Below are 25,870 nucleotides of genomic sequence, written 5' to 3' on the forward strand. Positions count from 1 at the left end.
ATAACAAAACTTACGTCGCTATACACGCGCTTAATTTATAGAATAGAGTACAATTACTACAAAATTTATTTATAAGGAGTTCTTTAATGTTAGGTAAATGTAGCCTTCTTCTAGTTAGCCTCATGCTCCCATCATTAGTACAAGCGGCCTCGTTAAAAGATTATAATATTCATCAAACCCTGCAAACAGTAGCTAAAAAAAGTAATGTAGGGGTACCCAGAAAGATTAACGCAGATTTAACTGATAATGGTTATACTGTACAAGATAATACCTTGATTAATCATATTATCGTCTCAAGTAAACAAGCGGCCGAAATGCGTAAGTACCCTAAAACAATGCGCCATCAACTTACACTTAGTGTTTGTACTAACCAAGGGTATCGTGACTTATTGCAAAACGGTGCTATTTTAAACTATCAGTTTACTGAGAAAAACAAAAAACCTATTGCAGAAGAATTATTTTTCGCTTCTGATTGTGGTTTATAAACATTAAAAATCTGCTAGCTTCCATACATCATAAGCTGGCGTTTCATAAGGGTGTGCTGCTTTTAAAGCAGCAACTGCCTTAGTGATTAAAGCATCTACGACGACCAACTCTACCCTCCACTCGTCAACAACGGCTAATTGCTGCGCTTCACCGATAAAAGGATGACTCCCCTCTAGCGGCTTAAATTGCCCTTTTCCTAGCACTTGCCAACAACACTCAGCATAATCACCGATCTGACCACCACCTGTAGTAAATAAAGCCTTTTTTACTTGTTCAAGGTGTGACTCTGGTACATAAAAACACAACTTATACATTTATCATCCCCCTACCAATCACTTATAAAAATCCTAATCATCACCTAACTCTATAAAAAATATTTATTCAAACAAGGCCAAATCTTCTATTGTCCTAATGTACACTTACCGTTTCACCCCAAGCAGTACCAACTATTTTCTTCAAAAACAATACCTTAACCATAACTCAGCAGACTAACTAATTTATAAGCACTTTAGTTTTAATACTGCCGCCACTAAATAAACGAGGTAACTAAAGCGACACTAATTCGTTTCGAACTAACCATCAAGCAATGATAAATTAACAGGGTCTAACTGATTATCGATTACTCTGACTTTTAGCTCTCCCTTACTGAGCTTAACGGTCAAGTCCTGCCCTACAGTAGTTTGGTTTGCTGATTGTATCACCTCTTTACGCTCACTCAGTACAATGCTGTATCCACGCTCTAACGTCGCCAACGGGCTGATAATCTGTAGAGCTTGCACTTGTGTGGTTAAATGAATTCGTAAGTACTTCAACTTCTCTTGCATTACTCGTAATAGCCGCTGTTCTGCTGTATTAAGCTGTTGCGCTATTGTTTGTAACCGTTTTTGAGGGTGCTGTGCTAGCAGCCTACTTTCAAGTTGATTCAACGCACTCTGACGGGTTAAACGCTGCTGCTGAAAACTTCTAACTAAACGTAACTCTAAATCATCTACTCGCTGTGTTTGTTGTTGTAACTGTTGGCTAGGAGAACGTAAGCGTTTTAATAACCCCTCTATTTTAATTTGGTACTGAGTAAGACTTTGCCTAATACTACGCTCTAATCGTTGTTGCAATTGCTTTAGCGTAAAAAGCCAATCTTGATGATGAGGCGCCAACAACTCAGCCGCAGCTGAAGGTGTAGGTGCGCGAACATCCGATACAAAATCAGCAATAGTTACATCTGTCTCATGCCCAACCCCACTGACAATCGGTGTTTCACAATCAGCAATAGCTCGTGCAACAGCTTCCTCATTAAAACACCATAGATCCTCTAATGAGCCCCCTCCTCTGGCAAGAATAATAGCATCAAACTGCTGTTTATCTGCTAAAGCCAGCGCTTTAAGAATTTGAAAAGTAGCTTCTTTACCTTGCACAGCTGTAGGTATTAGTACTAGCTCTATATGAGGGGCACGACGCTTAAAGACACTAATAATATCACGTATTACCGCACCAGTTGGTGAAGTCACAATTCCTATTCGCTTAGGATGAGCAGGTAAAGTTTTTTTGATCTCAGCAGCAAACAAGCCCTCTTCCGATAATTTTTTTTGTAGTAGCTCAAAAGCTAACTTCAGTGATCCATCACCTGCAGGTTCTAAACGCTCAATAATAAGTTGATAATCCCCACGCCCCTCAAAAAGGGAGACCTTACCATAAGCTTTTACAGAGGAGCCATCTCGTAAAACTTCCCTCACTCTAAGCGCATTTTGTCTAAATAATGCACAACGTATTTGTGCATCATGGTCTTTTAGTGTGAAATAAATATGCCCTGAAGCGGGTTTAGCTAAATTAGAAATTTCCCCCACTACCCACACGCCAGAAAATACTTCTTCTAGCATTGTACGAGCACAACGATTTAACTGGGTAACTGTTAAAACTTCTTGATTAACAGATAAACGACTAAAAGGATCATTGGTCATAGATAAACACTTTATGTTTTAAAATCGACCGCACCATTAAACCACGAATGGGAATACTCTCTCAAATATCATGAGTAAATAATTTAATTCAAAATTAATACTTGCCAATTAAAGTTTATTTAAGGCAGAATACGAACCGTCTTAGGGGAGTAGTCTCCAGTTTTACAAAACTGGGTTTGCATCAACATACTTGATCAACTTGATCATGGTGTAAACGACCAATTGGTTTGACAAGACCTATGACATGAATAATCTGACTTTTTGGGTGGGCAGATTATGCGTGTCATAGAAAAATTGCCCCACCCTTTTGGATATCACATGGAAGCCTTTCTTGTTTCTACCGGTGTTGTTGCACTAGCTGAGATCGGTGATAAAACACAATTACTAGCCTTAGTTTTAGCCGCTCGTTTTCGTGCACCTCTTCCCATCATTCTAGGTATGCTCGCCTCTACGGTAATCAACCACTTAATGGCGGGTGCAATTGGCCATTTTTTAACAACCTTCTTAACTCCTTCTATCGTTAGTTGGATTTTAGTGGTTAGCTTTTTAGCAATGGCTATTTGGATTTTAATTCCTGATAAACTAGATGATGAAGAAAATAACTCTATCATGAAAAAATTTGGCCCGTTCCTAACTAGCTTTATCGCATTTTTTCTCGCAGAAATGGGTGATAAAACTCAAATTGCAACAGTGATGTTAGCAGCTCAATACCAATCGTTATTATGGGTTGTTTTAGGTACAACAGTTGGAATGATGATCGCCAATGTGCCCGCGGTTCTCATTGGTAACTTCAGTGCTACTAAACTACCCTTAAGAGCCATACACATTACAGCTTCTTTAATATTTATCAGTATGGCAGGGTTTGCAGCTTACAATGCATTGACAGCATAAAATACAAAAAGGCTCAGTGATGAGCCTTTTTATAACCAATTCATTATTTTTTTGTTGTAGTTGAGTTAGTTTTTTTAGCCGCCTCATAAAGTGGTAACACTTTAGGTATCGCTGCTTGTAATGAAGCAATACGATTATCATTAGATGGATGAGTACTCATAAACTCTGGGCCAGAACTTCCTAGCTTGTTCATCTTTTGCCACAAAGTCACCGCAGCCTCAGGGTTATAACCAGCTCGTGCAGCCAACTCTAAACCAATTAAATCAGCTTCATTTTCATTGGTACGGCTATTAGGTAAAGTCATTAAATAATTAACACCCGTTTGTGCTAAGTTAACATTGGTGGTATCAACACCAAATAAGCCAGCCACCTCACTTGCAGCACTAACACCATAAGCCTTTGACATTGCTTCGCGTCCATGTGAACGTAGTGCATGAGCAATTTCATGCCCCATGACAGCAGCAATTTCATCATCTGTTAACTTTAAGGTGTTAATAATACCCGTGTAGAAAATAATTTTTCCACCAGGGCCACAGTTTGCGTTAACTTCATCACTATTAATTAAGTTGACTTCCCATTTCCAGTTTTTAGCATCTGGACGGAAAGTTCCTACTTGTGCAATCAAACGATCAGCAATAGCTTGTAATCGCTTCATTTGTTTATCATTTTTGCTTATAAGTGCATTCTGGGCTTGAGCGTCTTGTAATGTTTCTGCATAGGCTTTAGCATAGGTATTGTTGACCTCCTCCTCTGAAACCATACTAAACATATATTGTTTTCTATCGACTCCAACAGCACCGCCATTGGTTGTATTAGTAGAGGTACAACCCGTAACGCCCAAAGCAATAGCTAAAACAGAACAACTTAATAACTTTTTCATCCGTATCCCCTATTAAACCTTTTAAAAATCATTAGTACTCAATAATTCACTTTATGAGCTGGGAACATTATAGTTTCTTTTTAACTTTGTAACAAATAATTGCCTTACAAATAAAAAATCTTCACCTAATTAAGTTAAGTGAAGATTTTTAAATGAAAAACTTATACTTTTACTACATCTTCTGCTTGAAGACCTTTTTGACCTTGAGTTACTGAAAATTCAACTTTTTGACCATCAGTTAAAGAACGATGGCCGTCGCCTCGAATCGCCTGATAATGAACAAAAACATCTGCTCCATTTTCACGTACAATAAATCCAAAACCTTTAGCATCGTTAAACCATTTAACAGTACCAACTTCACGCTCTGCCATAAATGACTCCATTTTTTTATAATTAATATACCTTAATAGGCCTAAGTGGATATTTCTAGGAAAAAATGACCTCACCAACTTTACTGCAATTTAATTCAGGAAAAACTAGCTGCGTCGTACCCTTCAAAAATAACCCACGTATAGTATAAAAAATGTTACACAATAAAATAGCTACTGAGATCAAGAAAAATGCAACTATTTTTAACTTAGTGTCTTTATCTAAACAATATCAAGGACAATATCTATTTTAGATAAATTCAGTATAATAAACTGATTGTAGTTTATTAATATTAAAAAGGTGCAAAGTAATTAATGCATTCTCCCAAAATACTGATTCGTAATCTTTATAAAATTTTTGGTAATCGCCCAAGCGATGCAATACCACTTTTACAGCAAGGTTGGTCAAAAGAAAAAATCCTTGAAGAGAAAGAACTATTAGTTGGAATTAATAATGTTTCCTTTGAAATTAATGAAGGGGAAATCTTCGTTATCATGGGATTGTCAGGTTCAGGGAAATCTACACTCGCTCGTTTAATTAATCGCCTATATGAACCGACAGTAGGCGAAGTTTTAATTGATAATCGTGATATTTTTAAATTAAGTACAAAAGAAATTATTCATCTACGTTGCAATGAAATGAGCATGGTTTTTCAATCTTTTGCTTTACTTCCTAATCGCACAGCTTTGGGTAATACTGCCTTTGGATTAGAGGTGGCTAAGGTCAAGAAAAAAGAACGACTAAAACGCGCTATAGAAGTATTAGAACAAATGGGGCTAGCCAATTTTGCACAAAAGTACCCCCACGAGCTTTCGGGAGGAATGCAACAACGTGTGGGTTTAGCAAGGGCATTAGCATTAAACCCGTCTATTTTAATTATGGACGAAGCTTTTTCTGCCTTAGATCCTTTAAAACGCCGTGAAATGCAGGATTTACTCCTTCAATTACAAAAAGAGCATCAAAGGACTATAGTTTTTGTTTCTCATGACATTGAGGAAGCATTACGCATAGGTTCTCGTATTGCCATTATGCAAGATGGCTGCTTAGTACAGGTGGGCACACCTCAGCAGATTATTACCAATCCAGCCAATGAATATGTTCGTAGTTTTTTTGATACCATTGATACAACACGTTTTATTAAAGCCATTGATATTGCTATTCCATTACCTAATAATACTCCCATACCCAATGCAACAATTGCTGCCCAAACTTTATTATCAGAAGTTATTGAAAACTTAGTCATGAATAAAAAAGCACTATTAGTAGTAGACGAACACAACAAGCACTGTGGCTATATTTCTGAAGCAGAAGTTCTCAATACATTATATGGAGCGAGCAATGATCATTGAGTTTGACTTAGGAGAAGCTGTTGAACATGGCATTGACTTTCTACGAAATAATTGCAGTGCTTTTTTTGACAATGTAGGGAACTCATTGGAATATATTGGCAAAAGCATGGAAGCTTTTTTGTTATTTATTCCTCCTTGGCTGATCATTGCTATTTTTGTAGGCTTTGCTTTTTGGCGTGTAAGTTATCGGTTTGCCATTTTTACCGCACTGTCGCTGTTACTAATTCTATATGGATTTGCCAATGGCTTTTGGGAGCTAACTATTTTAGCGATTTGGCTAGCCTTGCTTAGTTTAAAGCGAAACAAACTAACCTATGTGCTCTCTGCAATTTCATATCTTTACCTCCCCTATGTTTTATATGAACTAGGGAAACCTTTAGGTTATTGGGATGACACGATGATCACCTTAGGGCTTATTCTGAATTCTACCCTTATTAGCTTAATTATTGGTATTCCTCTAGGAATTTGTATGGCCAAAAGCCGATATGTTGAATACATTATACGCCCAGTACTTGACCTGATGCAGACTATGCCAGCATTCGTATATCTGATTCCTGCCACTATTTTATTCAATATTGGCTACAGTGTCGGCATTATTGCAACAATCATTTTTGCAATGCCGCCAGCAGTAAGGTTAACACATTTAGGTATTCGCCAAGTAAATAGGGAGTTATTGGAAGCTGGTCGCTCTTTTGGTTGTACATATTGGCAGCTGCTATTTAAAGTACAACTGCCTAATGCAATGCCTTCCATCATGACAGGGGTTAATCAATGTCTAATGATGTCATTATCTATGGTTATTATTGGCTCAATGGTTGGTGTTGAGGGTTTAGGCCAGCTAGTTAATAAGAGCTTAACAACATTAAATATAAGCTTAGGATTTAAAAGTGGCCTAGCCGTTGTTTTATTGGCAGTTATTCTTGATCGTATTACTGAAAGCTTTGGTCGATCACAATTAGATAAACGCAAAAGCCGTATTGAGTGGATTAAAGAAAGACTCCATAACTTACAGGATAATTAGTTCCTTACATTTAAAGTTACAACACTTGCCACAGAACAAAAACAAAATAAGTCAATAAATTCATTGCACTATAAAAACCCTAATATTGCTATAGGGTTTTTATATCATCCCCATTATGCTAAACTAGATACTCGCATTAACTAGATATTAAGAAAGAAAAGGATCAATATGCTTCAATACTATAATGACATGATTGCGTGGTTAAAAGAATACCCAATTATTTTTACGATCATTTGTTTAATATCTCTCATTATTATCTCGTGGGTTGCTAACTTTGTTGTTAAGCGTATCCTCGTCAAAGGTATAAAAAAAGCACTTAAAGCTACAGTTTTGAGAAACGATGATATTCTTATAAATCATGATGTTGTTGCTCGGTTAGCCAATGTTGTCCCTGCTATGGTTCTTTCTCTGGGTATCAAAGCTATCCCTGGTTTACCTGAGGCATTGATTTCAATCGTACACAATATTTGCTCTGCTTTCATCATATTAACTTTAGCACTTGCTGTTGGTAATATTTTAGATATTGTTAACACTCTTTGGCAAAGACGCCCTGATGCAGTTAACAAACCCATAAAAGGCTATATACAGATTATTAAAATCTTTATATATGCCGTTTCTTCTATATTAATGATTGCAGCATTAATTGATAAGTCACCTATTATTCTATTATCTGGTTTGGGTGCAATGGCTGCTGTACTCATGTTGGTATTCCAAGACACTTTATTATCTTTAGTTGCTAGCGTACAAATTTCATCTAACGGCATGATCCGTGTTGGTGACTGGATTGAAATGCCACAAGTTAATGCTGACGGCGATGTCAAAGATATTGCATTACATACCGTTACAGTACAAAACTTTGATAAAACTATTACCACTATTCCAACCAAAAAATTCTTATCGGAGTCTTTTAAAAACTGGAAAGGAATGCAAGAATCTGGTGGACGGCGCATTAAAAGAAGGCTTTTTATCAATCAAAACAGTATTCACTTTTTAACAACTGAAGAGGAAGAGCATTTAAGACGTTTTAACTTGCTCAAAAACTATTTATCAGATAAAGACAAAGAAATTGAAGAGTGGAACAAACAATACGGTGGAGACTTAAAACTAAACTGTAGACGCATTACCAATTTAGGTACCTTTCGGGCTTATATTGAGAAATATCTACATGATCACCCTAGAATTCATAAAGGTATGACACTTATCGTTCGTCAGTTAGAACCAACAACTGAGGGTGTTCCTTTAGAACTGTATTGTTTTACAAATACGGTCGTGTGGAAAGAATACGAAAGTATTCAGTCTGATATATTTGACCATTTATTAGCTATCTTGCCTGAGTTTGGTTTACAGGTGTTCCAAAGTTCAAATGGATTAGATACTACATCTATTCGCTTTGTTAATGCATTGCAAACGACAGCTACAATGGATACCCCACCACAACATTAAAATGCTCAAAGGGTGATTCATTTCACCCTTTTTTTACCAAACCAAAGGATACTCAACAGCAACCCTGATTTGATCAGTATTTAATTCTGCTTGCGCCCTATTTGCACGGTGCACATCATAGCGAAGAGATATTTTTAAATCTTTAGCAAAACCTTCAGACACTTTATATTGCAAACTAATATCGCGCTCCCAGTGCTGTCCATTTTTACCATACCCTAGCCAATAATAAGCGCTTTGTTTACTCATCCGAGTACCATCAATATGATCACCTTTAATATAAGCAATATTAAATAAAGCACCATTTAAATCCCATATAGCTAAATCTAATTGATAGGCTAATTGCCAAGAACGCTCATGAGGTGCATTGAAATCAGATAACTGGGCGGCATTATTTAACCAAATTGCACCACGACTCACATAATCAAAGGGCGTATCACTATTAACTCGTTGATAACCAATAGAAAATTGATGGTAGCTCACTACATAACTCGTCATAAAGCTCCATGTAGTATTACTAATTTTACCTGCATTAGCATTACCATAGTCTTTACTATGATATAAATTAAAATCAAATTTTATCGCCTGAGTCTCATTAAGAGGCAACCGATAACCGCTACCAATATAATATGTGTACCAATTATTTTGATAACGACCTACATAACTCAATAGGTTAAATTGATCCGTTAACGCATAATTCCCTCCTACAAAATCAAAACTTTTTCCTTTTTTCATCGCGGGATTTGCATAATTAATAACTAAATCATTCGTTGAAGAAGATGCATTACGATCAGCTGCAGCAGTAAAATGCCCCAACTGTAGTATTAGTGGGCGTATTTCTTGGCTTGTCACCAGCCATCCTGTCGCGGACTCGGGTAACAAGCGGCTATCTGATGTACTAAAAATAGGGGTTTTAAGCTGTTGAATCCCATATTTTATTACTGTAGAGGAAAACCGTAACTTGCCTGCAGCCCCAAACCGCTCAAAGCTACTACGAACATGCCCATCGTTTTTTACCGCTAAAAGCCTTGATTTGCCAGCACGCCCACCACCACTGTCTAGCTTTAAACCAAAAAAGCCAAATGCATCCATCCCCACGCCCAAAGTACCCTGAGTAAAACCTGACTCAAATTTTGTCATCAGGCCATACCCCCACTCCTCAGCATAGTCATTTCGATGACTTTTTAGCTTATATTTATTACGAGCGGCACTATTCGTATCTCCATGCCGATAATTTCGATAATCATAAACAGTACGATTTAAAACAGATACCGTACTGTCCTCCAAAAATCCCGAACTTTCTTGCTGTGTAGCATTGGTGGCTAGGCTATGGCAGCCTAGCAATAATCCACACGAAAATAATATCTTATTTTTCATGGTAGACCAATTAAAAATACTTTAACCAAGTAATATCTTTATTATTCGCCTTATATCTTGAGAATGCTAATACCAGAGGATATAAAGCCACTAATAAGATTATGGTGCAAATCCAAATAGACCACCAGTGCGCAAATCCAAAGTAATCCCCTTGGTTTTTTCCAAACAATGCCACCGCACCTAGGTATAAAAACTTTAAGACATACAGATGTAACAAGTAGAAAAACATTGGTACACTACCAAATATAGCCAAATACTTTAGATATTTACTGTCCTGGTGGCGCTCAAATAAGCGGAGCAATAACAACCCTACCCCCAAGGTTAAGCTTATAAATAATAATGAGGGTGGATATTTAGTAATATTGAAGAAACTCATCGAAGTTTCTAAGAAGTTGTTACCAACTGAATAAGGCTTATCACCATAAATATTCATAAAACGTAAAACAATAAAAAATACAATAGCACTCCAGCCTATTAATTTGAGTCGGTATTGACGCACCGCCGCCACTGTTGTTTTTGTAAACCACGGTCCAAAAGTGTAGCCTATGGCAATCACACCAATCCAAGGCAATACAGGATAAGTAGTCCTAATCCTCAGACTACCGCCTATTTCTATCCAGTTTTTCTCATGAATTATAGCCCAAGGGATATACCAGCTAGAACTAGACTGCACATGAATACTATCCAGTAAATTATGGCCTAAAATAATGACCATACCTACAATAAAAAGTAGTCCCCTTGGCAGATAAAGAAGCCCTGCCAAAGCAATCATGCTAATGCCAATAGCCCAAATAACTTGTAAATATAACGTTGTAGGGGGAAATTGAAATGTCCATGCGAAATTCACCAATGTTAACTCTAAAATAATTAAAAATATCCCTCTTTTTAATAAAAAATTGGCAGCCATATATTTACTTTGATATTTTTGACCATAGAGAAAAGCGGACAACCCTGTTAAGAAAACAAATACAGGCGCACAGATATGAGCCAACACTCGACTAAAAAACAAGCCTGGTTCAACTTGACTAACGTCTACAGGATCACTCATTTGATGGTGTAAATAAAAAGTTTCTCTAACATGATCAAGTAACATGATCATGATCACAAGCCCCCTTAGCATATCAATTGATAATAGGCGTTGCATTGGTTTAGCAGTCACATCTATTCCTCCCTCTATAAATTTTTATTATGTTACAATATAACATAACAAAAAAGAAGATAAAAAATATAAAACACTTTTAATCTTTTTTTTATAAAAATAAAATGTATAAAAACAAAACTCTGCAATAAAAATAATATATTTAAACCCATATTATTTGACGAACATCACAATTTCAAAGAAAAGACTTTACCAACATAAAATACATTGGTATTATAAACACAACTAAGAGTTACAAGGCATCTTTAAAGTATTAGGATTACGGGATGCCAAAGGATTGTCGTTACTCTAGTATAGTACTTCTAAACAGGGATTATTTGCTTAGGATAGCAAAAGCGAGGCCTGCATGGAAACAGGAGTTAAGGCGTGGTATGGATGTCAAGGTCTGTTTACAGGGATTAAGTAGACAAAACAGTCTGAGACTGTTTTAAAGCAAAGAGATTATTATTGGGAGTATCTTGAGAGTAACGACATTTTTTTATTATTATATAAATATGTTTTATTATTTAAAAATAACCTTTTATAAGGTTATTTTTTTTTGCTTAATATTTTTAATCCCATTATATCGCTTACTCTTCATTCGTTCTTATAAAACTATCCATTGGTGATGTCGAATAAGATGTAAACACAAAACTAAAAAAATAGTAACTACAACTACTTGGTAAAAAAACATTATGCATTAATGAAAATGTATTTTTATTAGTATCATTAACCTTACTAAAAATACACTTTTTACCAATTGGTAGCACAGAGATACGGTGCCAAGACCGTGTAGAAAACTCGACATAATGATCAAATAAATAGCTTTTTACTTTTAAAGATGGGCTAAAAATAAATAGCAAACTAATAAATAATATGATTGATGTTAAAACTTGTACTACAAAGTTGACCCAAGCTCGATTTATTGAAATAAATAATAGTGACAAATAACACGCCGCCATTCCTACGAAAAATATAAAATCAAGCCGGCTTGATTTTATTTGAAAGATATAACTGTCTAATGAGTCAATTCTTAACAAGCTGACAACCACCCCAAAACCGATACAAATACACATCGCTGTAAATAAAAATAAATTTCGCGTAAGCACATCGATAAAAGAGAGAGGTTTTTGTTCTGTAGGTTGTTGCAAAACTAAACATTCCTTAATCAAGCAAAAAATGAATATAACATACAATTATAATGTATTTATGCCAATCATAGTAACTCACTAATTATGACATCTTTTTTAAAATATAACATGCTAGCCACGGTTAACCAAATATTTCAACTCATCAAGAGTTGGTATACTATTAGTCCTGATGCGGATTAGGCGCAGACCTGCTGCTTTTAATGCTTTACTTTTTCTTTCATCTGCCTCTTTTCTCTTTTGAGTTAAATGGGTACGATCATCTAACTCAATAACAACTAATGTATCTAAATGGCTGTCTAAAATCACATAATCTAAACTCATCCGCCATATTTTATTTAACCACTTATATTCATGTCTATTTTTTGGAGGACGAATAACTCGAGATAATTGTACCTGTGCCAATATGTGATAATGAGGAAAAGCTTTCACTAATTGGTAATAAAACTTCTTTTCTATATTCGACATAACAGGCACAGCATAATATGGCCATTTTTGTACTTTCTTTACTAAAGCAAAAACAACCGCTACTACCAATACTGCTACCACAATAGATGACAATAGATGGATGCCGTCAAAATGTATAGTCAATTCAATTCTCTAAATAATGTTGACGAATTGCTTTAACATCTATTGCCAGCGTATGCTGTAAATAGTGTTCAACATTGCCATAATTTTTATTAATGACAGCTAATGCATTGTCTAAATATTCTGGTGTTACCTCAAGAATAGCTTGAAAAGCTTCTTCGCTAATTCGATTATCAGCAAAGCCAACAACCTGATTTTTTAACCCACTAATTGCTTCATTTGAAAACAAGTAATCTTGTAAAATAATATCAAATCCAACACCTAGCGCTGACAGCAATAACAGTGCAGCACATCCAGTGCGGTCTTTACCCGCTGTACAATGAAAAAGTAATGTCTTACCAGACTCTGCTTGCTTTAATAAATAATGAAACTGCGGTTGAAAATCTATCGGAAAACGCCGATAAATATTACACATTGCCTGACTAGCCATTTCTCGAGTTAAGTCATGACTTAATAAACCTTCTAAGTTTCCTGTAAAAATCGGCTGCGCAATCCAATTAAATTGCTGCGCAAAACTTTGCTCTGACGGTTTCTTTTCAACATCACTCCGAAAATCAATAATTTCATCAATGGCTTGTTGTTTTAATACTGCACAATCGGAATCACTAGCAACACTGGGGTTCCCTGATCTAAATAATTTATTGTATTTTACTTGCATACCTTGTTGATTAACAAGACCACCCAATGTACGCATATTAACAATTTTTTCCACACAAAACTCCTACTGAAACATATCAGCCAATGCCGATTGAACACAATACAAAATTCCCTCTTCAACTTGCCCGCCTAGTTGTTTATAAACTTTTGGCACAGAACTTAACTTTCCTTCATCTTCTAAAAAGCTAGTCTGAATTTTATCCAACAAATTTTCGGGTAGATCGATAGCTTGTTCTAACGAGAGTTGTTGCTGGCGGATTCCTGTCGCCAATGTACGATAAACAACTTTGCGTGAACAATTTAGCTGCTGTGCTATCTGTTGAACACTCATCCCTGCACGCGCTAATGCAACTACCTCATATTGAATATCCTGTGCTCTTGAATCACTAACTTCTTGCCCATTAATCACATCTAAGAACACCTTACCATAATTTTCTAACTTATGCGTTCCTATACCATTAATCATGGCCATATCACCCAAAGTTCTAGGCTTCATGCGCACCATTTCCAATAGCGTTGCATCATGAAATATAACATAGGGCGGCACATTATGTTCATCTGCGAGTTGACGGCGTAAGATGCGGAGTGCCTCCCAAAGCTCTTTCTCACCCTCTTGAATTTGATGAATCACAGTCCTTGGCTTATCAGACCTTTGCCCTGACTGATCTACACGTAACTGTAGATGCTCTTCACCACGTAAAACAGGCCTTGCCAAGGGAGTTAGACGTAATCCTGAAAAACCATCTAAATCTATTTCAACAAGTCCGCGAACAATCATTTGACGAAACAGTGTGCGCCAGGTTTTATCTGAGTGTAGCCGGCCAATACCAAAAACAGAAAGATGCTGATGCCCCAATGCAGTGACCTTCTCCGTATTATGCCCTAATAGCACATCCACCAGATGTCCTACTCCATAACGCTGTCCCGTACGATAAACAGCAGACAACGCTTTTTGAGCCGCCTCAGTAGCATCCCACGTTTCCACATTATCACGGCAATTATCACAATACCCACAGGGTTCAGCCAATGTTTCATCAAAATAGGCTAATAAGGCTTGGCGACGACAACGAATTTCTTCGCACAACCCTAACATAGTTTGCAACTTATAGAGCTCAACTCGCTTATGTTGTTCACTGGCCTCAGACTGTACAACCAGTTGCTGATTAAACAACACATCCTGTAGCCCATAGACCATCCATGCTTCAGCAGGCAAACCATCACGACCAGCCCGCCCCGTCTCTTGATAATATGCTTCTAAACTTTTAGGTAGATCTAAATGCGCAACAAAACGGACATTAGGCTTATCAATCCCCATTCCAAAGGCAATAGTTGCCACCATGATAATGCCCTCTTCTTTCAAAAAACGGTTCTGATTTGCTGCCCGAACACTATTTGAAAGCCCTGCATGATAAGGTAATGCTAAATATCCTTGATCTTGTAGATACTCAGCAGTCTCTTCGACACGCTTACGAGACATGCAATACACGATCCCCGCTTGGTCATGTTTATCACTTAAAAAATTTAATAGCTGCTTTTTAGGCTGATTTTTAGCCTGTATCTGATAAAAAATATTAGGGCGGTTAAAACTGTCTATAAAGGTTTTGGCTTGTTTTAGGTGTAAACGCTCAATAATCTCTTGCTGTGTTCGTGTATCAGCAGTAGCAGTTAACGCAACAAGGGGGATAGTAGGAAACAACTTAGCCAACTCACCAAGTTGTAAATATTCTGGTCTAAAATCATGTCCCCACTGAGAAACACAGTGTGCCTCATCAATAGCAAATAAGGCTAAAGGTAGCTGGCGTAAAAAATTTAGCATCCGTTCCTGTACTAAACGCTCGGGAGCGACATATAAAAACTTAATTTCTCCCGCTAACAACTCCTTAGCAATGGTTCGTTGCTCTTGGGCTGAAAGCGATGAGTTCAACGCAGCGGCCTTTACACCAAGCTCATTTAACGTATCAACCTGATCTTGCATTAACGCAATCAATGGGGAGACAACAACAGCTACTCCATCCCTTAATAACGCAGGCAGCTGAAAACAAATTGATTTACCGCCCCCTGTAGGCATTAAAACAAGAGCATCACATCCTTTAGCAACATGCTCAACAATAACACCCTGTTGTCCACGAAATGAGTCGTAACCAAAGGTATTTTTAAGGATGGATAATGCTCGTTTATACATAAATGCTCCACTATAACAACGAGATTATACAAATACCTCATGATTTAGGCTATAAATAACCATAAATTGAATAAAAGACATGAAAAAAATATGAATTTGTTCTACTATAGCTTGATTAAACCAATATATAACAGGTAAGGCTCTATGTCATTTATGATGAATACTAATACTTCATTGCAAACTTTTTTGGATCTAGATACTCATGAAGAAATGATGACCTACGTCCAAGCACATGGTTATCTGACAGCATTATGTATTTCTACAGAGACTATCCCTGATCAGGAATGGTTAGCAATTTTATTTGGTGAGAACCCACAGTTTCAATCAGACGAACAACGTCAAGAAATTGAAAAAGCACTCATTGGTTTAAAAGCACAAATTTCAAGAGAGCTTTCATCGGAAGAAGAGCTCACAATTCCCTGCGAGCTTGACCCAGGTGAAGACTTAGAAGACTCAGAAATTAATGGTTGGTGCATGGGCTTTATGGAAGGCGTCTTTTTAAATGAAGAAGTCTGGTTTTCTAAAGGCGAAGATGAAGTCAGCGAATTACTACTCCCTATTATGGTTGGTTCTACACTGTTTGAAGAACAACCTGAGTTTGCTGAAATAAGCCAAGATACTGATTTAATAGCGGATATGCTTGAGCGTATTCCTGAGCTTCTTACAGCGCTTTATTTACTTTGTAATGCACCCGATGAAAAGCCTGTATTACTAAAAAATAATCACTAACTTAACTAAAGGCTGGATGGCTTTCAACCAGTCTTTTAATAATTTGTTGCAAGATAACATCGATAAATACTGCCATCTTCTCTATTTTTATTGATAAAATCATTACCCATTTTACAGATACTCCTATATTGATTAAGGAAGTTATTCATGCAACACCGTGCTGCGATACTGGCACTTCGTCAGTTTTTATCCAATCAAATTTTGGGTCAAGAAAAACTTGTAGATCGTCTTCTAATTGCTTTATTAGCGGATGGGCATATCCTTGTTGAAGGAGCACCAGGACTAGCAAAAACAAAAGCAATCAAAGAGCTTTCAGAAGGCATGGATGCTAGTTTTCAGCGAATCCAATTTACACCCGACCTACTGCCTGCAGATATTACAGGTAGCGAAATTTACCGTGCTGACAATAGCACATTCGAATTTCAAAAAGGGCCTATTTTCCGAAACCTTATTTTAGCCGATGAAATCAACCGTGCTCCTGCAAAAGTGCAGTCTGCACTGCTTGAGGCAATGGCAGAAAGACAAGTTTCCGTTGGTAACAACACCTATTCCTTGCCCCCATTATTTTTGGTTATGGCAACTCAAAACCCAATAGAACAAGAAGGAACTTATCCCTTACCAGAAGCACAACTTGACCGCTTTTTAATGCATGTAAAAATTGGCTATCCCGAATCCAATGTTGAACGCCAAATTTTACACTTAATGCGTAACGAAACTTTAAACGGTGAAGCTCGCGCCGAACAAAAAGTCAACCAACAAGCTATTTTTGATGCACGTAAGGAAGTCATGGAGTTGTACATGGCTGATGCAGTTGAAGAGTATCTCGTTCAACTCATCATGGCAACACGTAACCCAGCTCATTATGATGCACAGTTAGCTGATTGGATCAGTTATGGCGCCAGTCCACGTGCAACAATTGCACTTGATCGCTGCGCACGTGCTCATGCATGGCTAAATGAGCGTGAGTTTGTTAGTCCCGAAGATATTCAAGCCGTTTTATTTGATATCTTACGTCATCGCCTAATACTTTCCTTTGAAGCAGAAGCGGAAGGTATTACGGCCGACCAAGTAATACAACGAATTCTTGAAGATGTTCCTGTAGCTTAAAAAAACATGCCACATTCATTGCATACGATCAACGAGCAACACATCCATGTTAGCTTGCAAGAGCTACTGGATATACGTTACCAATTAAAAGGGCTAAGCTTATTCGCCGCCAATAATCGACGCAGCCCTCTTGTTGGTTCACACCACTCGAAATTACGAGGCAGAGGAATCGATTTCGATCAAGTTCGTCTCTATTTACCAGGTGATGATATTCGCAGCATCGATTGGCGCGTGACGGCACGTAGCCAACAAGCACATACCAAAATTTTCCATGAAGAAAAAGAGCGCCCTGTTTTTATTTTATTAGAACAATCCAAGCCTCTTTTCTTGGGTACACAACACAGCTTAAAGTCTGTCGTCAGTGCCCAACTTGCTAGTTTGCTGGGATGGGCAGCGCTGGATAATAACGATCGAATTGGTGGCTTAGTCTTTAATGAGCAAAATCAGCGCTTAATACGCCCACGTTTAAGTAAACGTAGCTTGTTACAACTGCTGCACTACATTGAACAAATGAATACCGACCTGACAACAAATACACAAAGCTCATCTACTAGCAGTTTACTAACTGCTTTAAAACAAGTGAAAGAAGCCCTTCGTCCTGGTAGTTTATTATTTATTATTATTGATGAACGTAATCTTGATGAAGCTTGCCAACAAACACTTAAGCATCTATCTATTCATTTAGATATTGTATTGTTGCCTGTCTATGATCTCATTGATCGAGAACTCCCCAGAGCAGGATTATTACGTTTTGCACAAGGCGATCGTGAACTCATTATTGATACCAATAACCATCGATTACGCATGGCTTATGAAGCACGTGCTCAAGAACGTCAACTGATGTGGCAAGCATTAGCAAAAAAGATCACTGCACAGCTACTTCCCATCAATACAGCACAATCTGTCATTGAACAAATAAGACCATTATTAGGCATGCACTATTAGGAGTGAAAATAATGGACCCGCAGAAACTCCCCTTAGAACCTTTAATTGCTCCACCGCCTGTGAGTTGGTGGCCACTTGCTCCCATTTGGTGGATAGGAATTGCTATTTTACTGACTGTTTTCACCATTCTGCTGATTTACCTATTTCGCCATAAATTTCTCCGACAACAGCCAAAGCCTCCTGTCATTGATATTGACGTGAGAAGACAAGCAGCATTAAAAGAACTTAAATCATTTGAAAAACCTTATCAAAAACCAACAGAGGAATGGTTACAACAAATCAATGCACTATTAAAGAGGCTCTGTATTACCCATTACGCTAACGAAAAAATTCAAACTCTTACAGGACAGCCTTGGTTAAACTTTTTAGACAGTAAGTGCCCTCAAGCACATATAAAACAATTCCCAATGCTAGTAGACAATGCTTACCAAGCAAACTACTGCATGGATAACCAAACCATTGATAACCTTTACTCTTCTATAGAAACGTGGATTACCCATCATGTTTGATTTTGCTTGGCCCGGGATATTCTTTCTTCTACCATTACCTTTATTACTTAGATGGCTATTGCCCGCCGCAAAGCGGGATACAACGGCACTCAATGTAACGTTTTTATCCGAGCTTGAAGCTATTTCTGGTAAAACTGCCTACTCAACCAATTTTCCTAAACATAAACTGATTGTACCTTTTATTATTTGGTGTGCTTTGCTATTAAGTGCTGCACGTCCACAATGGATTGGCGAACCTTTACCTGTTGAACCAACAGGCCGAGACCTATTAATGGCTGTTGATACATCAGGTTCTATGCATGCAACTGATATGACCATCAACAATAAGCCAATTGATCGTTTAGAACTAATTAAAACACTATTTGGCCCTTTTATTGAAAACCGTATTGGTGATCGTGTTGGTCTTATTTTCTTTGGTACTAAAGCATACTTACAGTCGCCACTCACTTTTGACCGCAAAACGGTTAGAACTTGGCTAGATGAATCATTTATTGGCATTGCTGGAGAGCAAACGGCTATTGGTGATGGCATTGCCCTTGGTGTTAAACAGCTCTATAACCAAGATGAAAAATCTCGAGTTCTAGTTTTATTCACTGATGGCTCTAATAATACAGGAAAGACAACGCCTGAGGAGGCCATGCAATTAGCCAAAGAAGCTAAAGTTAAAGTCTATACCATTGGTATTGGTTCGGACAAACTCATCCGCGATGTTTTTAGTGTATACCGCGCCTCGGATGATTTAGATGAAGAAATCTTAAAAAAGATTGCTCAAGAAACGGGAGGTAAATATTTTCGTGCCCGCTCAGAAGACGATTTAGCCAAAATTTCCAAAGCATTAGACCAACTTGAACCTGTAAAACAAGATGCCAATGAGACTCGCTTTATTAAAGAGTATTATCCTTGGCCATTATCTTTAGCCGTATTACTCTGCATTCTATTAGTCATTAATCATTTATTTCCTAATATAAAAAATTGGAGGCCACAATGATATCCCTTTGGCCACAATGGCAACGCCCTTTATTTATAATATTATTACCAATTATCGTGTATTTGTTATGGAAACTATGGAAGCTCAACGCCCATAAAGGATCATGGCAAGCTATTATTCCCACTTTATTTCAGCCTTGGCTCCTGCGAGGCTCAAAAGCGAAAGAGTCCATTATTCCTAAACTACTAATTACACTGGCAAGCCTTTTTGCCATACTAGCACTACTGGGGCCCAGCTGGAAACATATTAAACAACCTCCATTAAAGTTAGATGCCCCGTTGGCTATTGTGGTTGATATGACACCTCGTATGCTCTCAAAAGATATTGCACCTAGCCGTTTGGAAAGTGTAAGGCGTAAACTCTTAGACATTATCAGTGCACGCAAAGATGCACAAACAGCAATCATCGCTTATGCAGGGTCAGCACATGTGGTTGCCCCTCTATCAGATGATAAAGAGACACTGGATAATTTAATTAAAGTACTCTCCCCTACCATTATGCCTAAATCAGGAGAAAATGCAGAAGCAGGCATAGCAAAGGCCATTAACTTAATCGATAATACACGCCAGAATAATAAGACGAAAAAAGCAGAAATCTTATTGGTAACAACAGGGCTTAACGAACAAGAAAAAGAAAATATCCGTAAACTACTGGCGGGCAAATCAATTAACTTAGATATACTAGGTGTAGGTACCGCACAAGGAGCCCCCATCTTAATCAATGGTGTCTTTTTAAAAGACTCATCGGGTAACATTATCAATCCCAAGTTAGACAGTGATAGCTTACAAGCTTTTGCTTACAGCGAAGGGGGTTATTACAGCACAATGACACTAAACAATGCAGATATTGATGCGCTACACTTATCAAACCCCACTGGTGACAAGCGTCTGGTTAATGAGCAAGACATGAGGCTAACAAGTTTTTGGGAAGACCAAAGCTATTGGCTAGTATTACCCATCCTGCTCATTGCTGCATTTGCAGGACGTAAAGGATGGCTTTTTTGTATTCCGCTGCTAGCGTTTACCTTTCAACCACAAACAGCCCAAGCTTTTGAATGGAATCAGTTATGGCTAAATAAAGATCAGCAAGGTCAAAAACTACTTAAAGAAAATAAACCTAAAGAAGCCATGGCCATGTTTAAAGATAAGCGATGGCAAAGCTATGCAGCTTATGAGGCAAAAGATTACCAAAAAGCTGAAAAAGCATTTATCAACGCTAAAACTCCTGAAGGCATTTATAACTATGGCAATGCTCTTGCTCGTCAAGGTAAATACCAAGAAGCAATTACTGCATGGGATAAAGCCATTAAAAATAAACCTGACTTTGAACAAGCCATTGTTAATAAAAAAATTGTTGAAGATTTATTAAAAAAACAAGCGCAACAGCAAAATAGTGATCAAAATAACCAACAACAAGATCAAAACCAACAGGAAAAGAATGCTCAAGAGAACCAACAACAAAACGATGGTTCGTCATCACAAAATAATGATCAACAAAATAGTGATTCGAAAGACGCAGCCCAACAAAATAATAGCTCACAAGCTAGTAATAACAACCAGCAACAAAATAATGGCGCTAGTCCATCAAACTCACAGAATAATAATGAGAATGAACAAGGCAAACCAAAATCATCAGGTGGAGCTGGTGAAAATAGCAATGTTATGCCAACAAAAGATCCATCTTCTGGTGAGCTTACAGAGCCAACAGATCAGCAACAGAGCAACACCTCTTCACCAGAACAAAAGCAAGACTCAAAAGAGCCTCAAGAAAATTCCAAAGGGGATACGGTAAGCGATAGCATCCCTGAAAACCAAGCAATAGATGATGAGTTCAAACGGCGATTACCAGAATCAGAAGATCCCTCTGAGCTTTTACGAAGAAAATTCTATTTTGAACAACGTTATAACAAAGGTGATTATTAAGATGATTAAGCGTTTATTAGCAAGCTTATGCTTATTCGGTATGATTATCCCCACGGCTTTAGCCGAAGTAACAGCCCGTGTTGATAAAACAGAAATTGTTCCAGGTGAAACGATTACATTAACCATTACAACAGACACTAACTCGGAATCACCCGATATTGAACCATTCAAAAACCTATTTGATGTGGTAGGCATGAACTCATCCACACAAACTGTTAATATCAACGGACAAATCAGCCGTTCAAGAAGTTGGATCATGGCTTTATCTCCCAAAACAACGACAAGTAGTATCGTTATTCCCCCACTTAATGTTGGGAACGAACAAACAAAACCTATTACGATTAAATTTATCGATACACCACAAAATCTCTCCGTTAATGGTCAAGATATTTTAAAAATCGAAACCGCTTTAGAACAAAAATCAGTTTATATCCAACAGCAACAAATCTTCACATTACGTGTTTATATTGATGCCCCTAAAATTTATAAAGTTAACCAGCTGATCAAACCAACAATACCTGATTTAAACTTCCAGTTCTTAACCGAACAAAACTACGAAAAACAAATTAACGGCATTCAATACGAGGTTATAGAACAAAAATACGCATTATCTGCATTAAAAAGTGGCAGTATTCACATCCCATCTTATGCATTAACCGCAACTATTAGAGACAAAAATAGCTTACAAAATAAAACTGTGACATCTAATGAGCTCACCCTTGAAGTTAAGCCAAGACCTGCTAACTATCCTGCTAATATGCCTTTTTTACCCGCAAAGGATGTAACATTATCTGAGCAATGGAGTAACCCATCTGACAACTTATTAGAAGGTGACTCAATATCACGTACTATCACAATAACTGCCACTGGGCTTACCAGTAAACAAATTGGTACTCTTTCTATTGCATCTATTACAGGGATCCGCAGCTATCCTGAAAACCCTCAGTTACATGATAACTGGTCACAATTACTTCCTATTGGAACGGTTATCCAACAACATGTTCTTATTCCTACACAAGCTGGGAAAATTACTATTCCAGAAGTTAAGATCCCATGGTGGAATACACAGACGAATAAACTAGAATACGCCACTTTACCCGCAAAAACGCTTGATGTTGCTACCAACCCTGCACTACATAATAGTAACAGCAATAAGGCCTCTAGTAATACAAACACGTTACCAACAATCCCCAATATTATTAGAAAGGTTGAAAGCCCTTACTTATGGGTATGGCAATCTCTCAGTGCTTTCTTTGCAGTTACAACCTTTATTTTCCTCGGTTTATGGCTTTATTCACGTCAACAACCCGCCATAATAAAGCAAGAGCAGCCCATTATTAACCCTAAAACATTACTTGATGATATAAAACGGGCCTGCCAAGAAAATGACCCTCAACAGGCACGAACTGCTCTGGATAATTGGGCAAAACAACAACCAGAAAACCTTACGGATATTATGATTCGCTATACTCCTCTAGCAGAGGCCATTGAGGAGCTTAACAAAGTGCTTTACAGTGAAGCATCCAGCACTTGGAAAGGTGATAAACTATGGCAAGCTATACAAACATTACCGCCTAAAGAACAGACTCAATCTAGCGAATCAATCATTCCCCCTCTATATCCTAAATAAAGGATTAATCCCAGCTAGTCTGGGATTAATTTTATAAAACATGAAACCTAATAAACAACTACTCGATAATAGTGCGCGTACATTTAGTTGGTATTTACGCAGCTTTTATAGCACAATAAAGCGCTTATTTTTAAAAAAGAGTCGTATAATGGTCATTGCAGAACAACAAGATAAGTACGGTATTGTACGTATTTTTGAAATGGGCAACTATCGCTTTCTTGAGTTTGGTCTACAATTTGAACAAAGCTGTGTTTTCATGCCTGACCCTAGTTGGTTAGAATATGATTATACCAGAGCTATGCTCATGGGAGCACTGATGCATGCTGAACCTAAAACAGCTCTTTTTTTAGGGCTTGGGGCGGGTACATTAACTACGGCATGCTTAAAGTACTTACCTCTAAAACAGGCAACAGCTGTCGAATTACGTGCCGCAGTCATCGAGCTAGCCCAACAATATTTAGCATTTCCTACAAATCCTAAACTAACCATTATACAAAATGATGCATTAAAATGCTTAGAAGAGCAAGCGCCTACAGACTTAATATTTCTTGACTTATACACTGATGATGGTCCTTCCGCTGGACATTCTGAATGGGACTTTTTAGGGCTATGCCAACAAAAACTTACACCTAACGGCTGGCTCATTATAAATCAGTGGGCTCTGCACGATGGGACCCCAAAAGATCATCCTACTTTAAAAGTACGCTTTAAAAAACACTATTGGGAATGCTTAGTCCCCTCTGGCAATGTTGTTTTATTTGTACCTCAAAATAAACAGCAACAACTTGATCTAAACACACTAGGACAAAAGATTACCTCTTTAGCCCCACAGCTTGGCTATTCATTACAACCTCTGTTTGATGTAATAAGACCCAACCAACCATAATAAACACAGGATTACTTAATGATTTATTTAAGCTGATTCGCTATGATAACGCCATTACTTACTTCACGACAAAGAGATTAAATTATATGGACATATTGAGATTTGCTATCACATTGCTTGTTGTAGGCACCCTAATCATTGGATGTGATAATCAATCAACGCCACAAGGCGTACAAAAAAATCAGCTCGTAGTCCAAGCAAAAGAAGGAATTAATAAAAAATATTGGATTCAAGGCTACAGCATGCTCACTCAAAATAATCATGTGGATTGGTCAACTAAAGATACTATAGGTATTTCTCTTTTAGCCAATTATCAAGTACAAAGCTATCATGATAAAGAAATTAAACTCAATGTATTAGCAGATTATACTGAGTTACAAGTAAGAGGGTTAGCGGCCTACCCTTCTACCAGCATACAAACTATTTTAAACAAAGGAATGTTATACCAATTTAATTTAGGTAGTAACCAACCGCAGACGATCTCTATACAAGATACAGCGTTACAACAAGGCATTGAAGCAACCGTGGCAATAAAACAAGAATATCAATACCTACAATTTATTATTGCACCGCCTTTTATTCCTGCCGCCATTCCACTGGCGAAGCAACAACAGATTGTACTTGACCATTTTATGGGCTTAAATAAAGTCACAGTCCAAGTCGATGAGATCACTGATAACAAACTGTTCATTACATTACTTTCCACAGAACAAGCTAATAAGCTTTATGGAAAAGCAATTATCAATAAAATGACAGGTTGGATTGAAAAAATGGCTTTGGTGAAAGATACGCAAATTGCAGGCTCTGTTAATCAAAGCATGCGAACACTCTTGTTAATGGGACCTGCACGCTGGTCTAATAATAGTCAGCACCAGCTGATTAAAGAAATCAATAACAATGACTCACGTTACTTACAATCATTTCCTATTAAGGGATTTGATAAAGTAATGTGGGGACAGCAGCAACAACAAGAAAGTGCACTAAAACCTAGCAAAGGTGAGCTATTTGTGCTCAATATGCCCAATGCGCCAAAACAACTGATGTTATTAATAACAAATAGTGTAGGCGCTACTAATAATCTAGGGCAATACAAAGTAGAAAATGCAAAAGTTGAACAACAAACTGAGCTAAAATTATTACCTGCACCTAGTTTAGACTTAAATACAGCTGCTGATAATAAAACAATTAATGTAGCGACTTATAAACCTATTCTCAACCCGACTACAGCGAATGAGCGAGTCGCTACTATAAAAGCAATTTCGGCAGATGTCAGTTTTACACCTTATCAATTAGAAACACTAACATTACCCATTAATAATAAAAAAGAGCAAACAGTATCCTCTGCAAAGAATGACTTCAGCATTAGCATAACGCCTATAAATAAATCAAAAACATTCCTTATTAGCTGGCAAAATAAAGAAAACGTTTATTTTGACATTAACCTAATCAATAGTGCTAGAAATGCTACAGTGCAAATGATTCAACCCACCACATCGGCATGGTTAACGCCTAGTGAATCCAATATCATTAATGGGCTTAACAACAATCAAGTTAAAGCACAAATTAACTTCGACGGTGAAGTTCCTAATTCACTTGAAATTAATTTGCTAAAACAAGGTAATAAAGCAATATATACTTATCCTGTTCTCTTTAAATAAGATCTATCCCCCTTT

General features: G+C 37.4%; 24 protein-coding genes and 1 riboswitch. Of the genes, 14 read left to right on the forward strand and 10 right to left on the reverse strand.

All coding sequences use genetic code 11. The features are described from left to right. Positions 1-86: 86 nt before the first annotated feature. On the forward strand, positions 87-485 hold the full coding sequence (locus DM558_RS08490) for a PA3611 family quorum-sensing-regulated virulence factor (protein WP_127163462.1): 399 nt from the start codon (positions 87-89) through the stop codon (positions 483-485). Positions 486-488: 3 nt separating this feature from the next. Here DM558_RS08490 and DM558_RS08495 read toward each other — a convergent pair whose 3' ends face one another. Next, a complete protein-coding gene (locus tag DM558_RS08495; RefSeq protein WP_127163464.1) occupies positions 489-800 on the reverse strand; it encodes a Nif3-like dinuclear metal center hexameric protein in 312 nt (103 codons plus the stop codon). Between the two features lie 258 nt (positions 801-1,058). After that, entirely contained in the window at positions 1,059-2,441 is a 1,383-nt protein-coding gene (gene xseA, locus DM558_RS08500) for an exodeoxyribonuclease VII large subunit (RefSeq protein ID WP_127163466.1), read from the reverse strand. Positions 2,442-2,573: 132 nt separating this feature from the next. Further along, a riboswitch (yybP-ykoY riboswitch) is annotated at positions 2,574-2,754 on the forward strand. Between xseA and DM558_RS08505 the strand changes: the two genes are divergently transcribed. Next, positions 2,718-3,332, forward strand: coding sequence for a TMEM165/GDT1 family protein (locus DM558_RS08505; protein WP_407644289.1), 615 nt, complete (start codon positions 2,718-2,720; stop codon positions 3,330-3,332). It overlaps the preceding riboswitch by 37 nt. A 43-nt stretch (positions 3,333-3,375) precedes the next feature. Here the strand turns inward: DM558_RS08505 and DM558_RS08510 are convergent, their stop codons facing one another. Both DM558_RS08510 and DM558_RS08515 read right to left on the reverse strand, forming a co-directional pair. Continuing rightward, complete coding sequence (locus tag DM558_RS08510) at positions 3,376-4,212, reverse strand: M48 family metallopeptidase (RefSeq protein WP_127163468.1); 837 nt, start codon at positions 4,210-4,212, stop codon at positions 3,376-3,378. A gap of 161 nt (positions 4,213-4,373) precedes the next feature. Continuing rightward, the gene (locus tag DM558_RS08515) at positions 4,374-4,583 is read right to left on the reverse strand and encodes a cold-shock protein (protein WP_109702119.1); all 210 of its coding nucleotides are present in this window, start codon (positions 4,581-4,583) and stop codon (positions 4,374-4,376) included. Between the two features lie 312 nt (positions 4,584-4,895). Here DM558_RS08515 and DM558_RS08520 point away from each other — a divergent pair, with 312 nt between their 5' ends. From DM558_RS08520 to DM558_RS08530, 3 genes are all read left to right on the forward strand, one after another. Continuing rightward, positions 4,896-5,930: a quaternary amine ABC transporter ATP-binding protein gene (locus tag DM558_RS08520; protein WP_127163470.1), complete on the forward strand. Its 1,035-nt coding sequence runs from the start codon at positions 4,896-4,898 to the stop codon at positions 5,928-5,930. Next, positions 5,920-6,951, forward strand: a complete 1,032-nt coding sequence (locus tag DM558_RS08525) for an ABC transporter permease (RefSeq protein ID WP_228411718.1) — start codon at positions 5,920-5,922, stop codon at positions 6,949-6,951. Before DM558_RS08520 ends, DM558_RS08525 begins: the two co-directional genes overlap by 11 nt. Before the next feature lie 168 nt (positions 6,952-7,119). Further along, entirely contained in the window at positions 7,120-8,394 is a 1,275-nt protein-coding gene (locus tag DM558_RS08530) for a mechanosensitive ion channel family protein (RefSeq protein WP_127163472.1), read from the forward strand. Positions 8,395-8,427: 33 nt separating this feature from the next. Here DM558_RS08530 and DM558_RS08535 read toward each other — a convergent pair whose 3' ends face one another. The 6 genes from DM558_RS08535 to recQ all read right to left on the reverse strand — a co-directional run bounded on the left by DM558_RS08535 (position 8,428) and on the right by recQ (position 15,481). Further along, positions 8,428-9,768, reverse strand: coding sequence for an OprD family outer membrane porin (locus DM558_RS08535; RefSeq protein WP_127163474.1), 1,341 nt, complete (start codon positions 9,766-9,768; stop codon positions 8,428-8,430). Positions 9,769-9,778: 10 nt separating this feature from the next. After that, entirely contained in the window at positions 9,779-10,945 is a 1,167-nt protein-coding gene (locus DM558_RS08540) for a DUF1624 domain-containing protein (protein WP_407644312.1), read from the reverse strand. Positions 10,946-11,496: 551 nt separating this feature from the next. Then, positions 11,497-12,057, reverse strand: coding sequence for a hypothetical protein (locus tag DM558_RS08545; protein WP_127163476.1), 561 nt, complete (start codon positions 12,055-12,057; stop codon positions 11,497-11,499). 111 nt (positions 12,058-12,168) lie between these two features. Continuing rightward, positions 12,169-12,645 (reverse strand): DUF2726 domain-containing protein, encoded by a 477-nt coding sequence (locus DM558_RS08550; RefSeq protein ID WP_127163478.1) that lies wholly within the window; start codon positions 12,643-12,645, stop codon positions 12,169-12,171. A 1-nt stretch (position 12,646) separates the two neighbouring features. Further along, positions 12,647-13,354 (reverse strand): tyrosine-protein phosphatase, encoded by a 708-nt coding sequence (locus DM558_RS08555; RefSeq protein WP_127163480.1) that lies wholly within the window; start codon positions 13,352-13,354, stop codon positions 12,647-12,649. Positions 13,355-13,363: 9 nt separating this feature from the next. Beyond that, positions 13,364-15,481, reverse strand: coding sequence for a DNA helicase RecQ (recQ, locus tag DM558_RS08560; protein WP_127163482.1), 2,118 nt, complete (start codon positions 15,479-15,481; stop codon positions 13,364-13,366). A 153-nt stretch (positions 15,482-15,634) separates the two neighbouring features. On the opposite strand from recQ, the gene DM558_RS08565 reads away from it, so the two are divergent. From DM558_RS08565 to DM558_RS08605, 9 genes are all read left to right on the forward strand, one after another. Continuing rightward, complete coding sequence (locus DM558_RS08565; RefSeq protein WP_407644313.1) at positions 15,635-16,210, forward strand: UPF0149 family protein; 576 nt, start codon at positions 15,635-15,637, stop codon at positions 16,208-16,210. Positions 16,211-16,357: 147 nt separating this feature from the next. Beyond that, entirely contained in the window at positions 16,358-17,317 is a 960-nt protein-coding gene (locus DM558_RS08570) for an AAA family ATPase (protein ID WP_109702111.1), read from the forward strand. Between the two features lie 6 nt (positions 17,318-17,323). Next, entirely contained in the window at positions 17,324-18,262 is a 939-nt protein-coding gene (locus tag DM558_RS08575) for a DUF58 domain-containing protein (protein ID WP_127163486.1), read from the forward strand. Positions 18,263-18,273: 11 nt separating this feature from the next. Next, positions 18,274-18,771: a DUF4381 domain-containing protein gene (locus DM558_RS08580; RefSeq protein ID WP_127163488.1), complete on the forward strand. Its 498-nt coding sequence runs from the start codon at positions 18,274-18,276 to the stop codon at positions 18,769-18,771. Next, positions 18,764-19,759: a VWA domain-containing protein gene (locus DM558_RS08585; RefSeq protein WP_127163490.1), complete on the forward strand. Its 996-nt coding sequence runs from the start codon at positions 18,764-18,766 to the stop codon at positions 19,757-19,759. Before DM558_RS08580 ends, DM558_RS08585 begins: the two co-directional genes overlap by 8 nt. Next, a complete protein-coding gene (locus tag DM558_RS08590) occupies positions 19,756-21,681 on the forward strand; it encodes a VWA domain-containing protein (RefSeq protein ID WP_127163492.1) in 1,926 nt (641 codons plus the stop codon). Before DM558_RS08585 ends, DM558_RS08590 begins: the two co-directional genes overlap by 4 nt. Before the next feature lies 1 nt (position 21,682). Beyond that, positions 21,683-23,311, forward strand: coding sequence for a BatD family protein (locus DM558_RS08595; protein WP_164731428.1), 1,629 nt, complete (start codon positions 21,683-21,685; stop codon positions 23,309-23,311). Between the two features lie 148 nt (positions 23,312-23,459). Next, positions 23,460-24,197 carry a spermidine synthase gene (locus tag DM558_RS08600; protein WP_127164849.1) on the forward strand — a complete coding sequence of 246 codons (738 nt, stop codon included), beginning with the start codon at positions 23,460-23,462 and terminating at the stop codon, positions 24,195-24,197. 86 nt (positions 24,198-24,283) lie between these two features. Continuing rightward, positions 24,284-25,855 carry a hypothetical protein gene (locus tag DM558_RS08605; RefSeq protein ID WP_127163496.1) on the forward strand — a complete coding sequence of 524 codons (1,572 nt, stop codon included), beginning with the start codon at positions 24,284-24,286 and terminating at the stop codon, positions 25,853-25,855. Positions 25,856-25,870: the final 15 nt, after the last annotated feature.

The sequence above is a fragment of the Entomomonas moraniae genome (assembly GCF_003991975.1).
Lineage (GTDB): Bacteria > Pseudomonadota > Gammaproteobacteria > Pseudomonadales > Pseudomonadaceae > Entomomonas > Entomomonas moraniae.